Below are 278 nucleotides of genomic sequence, written 5' to 3'. Positions count from 1 at the left end.
GCCGAAGCTCCGCCGGCTTCGGCGCCGCAAGATGCCGACGACAGCATGACAGCAGACGACTTCCGCGACGCGCAAGACAGCGAGGAATGGGCGCGATCCGACGAGGATGCCACCGCCCACGTCGATGCTGATGCGAAGACGCCGGCGATCGAGCGGCCGCGCCTCCTTGCTCCGCCGCTCAAGCTCGACGGCTTCGTGCCGTCGGCTTTCTCGACCGGCGAGGAGACCAGGGCGCCGGATACGTCCATCCTCGGCAAGCTGCCGGTGCCGCTCATCAT

1 protein-coding gene is annotated in these 278 nt (G+C 68.3%); it reads left to right on the top strand.

The window, feature by feature from the left end; translation table 11 throughout:
* Positions 1-45 precede the first annotated feature (45 nt).
* Positions 46-278, top strand: a 233-nt coding sequence (locus EN807_RS35135; protein ID WP_135938132.1) for a hypothetical protein, incomplete at its 3' end; no start/stop codon positions are given.

This window comes from Mesorhizobium sp. M5C.F.Ca.ET.164.01.1.1, assembly GCF_004792125.1.
In the GTDB taxonomy this organism is placed as follows: Bacteria; Pseudomonadota; Alphaproteobacteria; order Rhizobiales; family Rhizobiaceae; genus Mesorhizobium; species Mesorhizobium wenxiniae.
The sequence above is the reverse complement of the archived record's forward strand: the minus strand, read 5'-3'. Positions and strand labels throughout refer to the sequence as shown.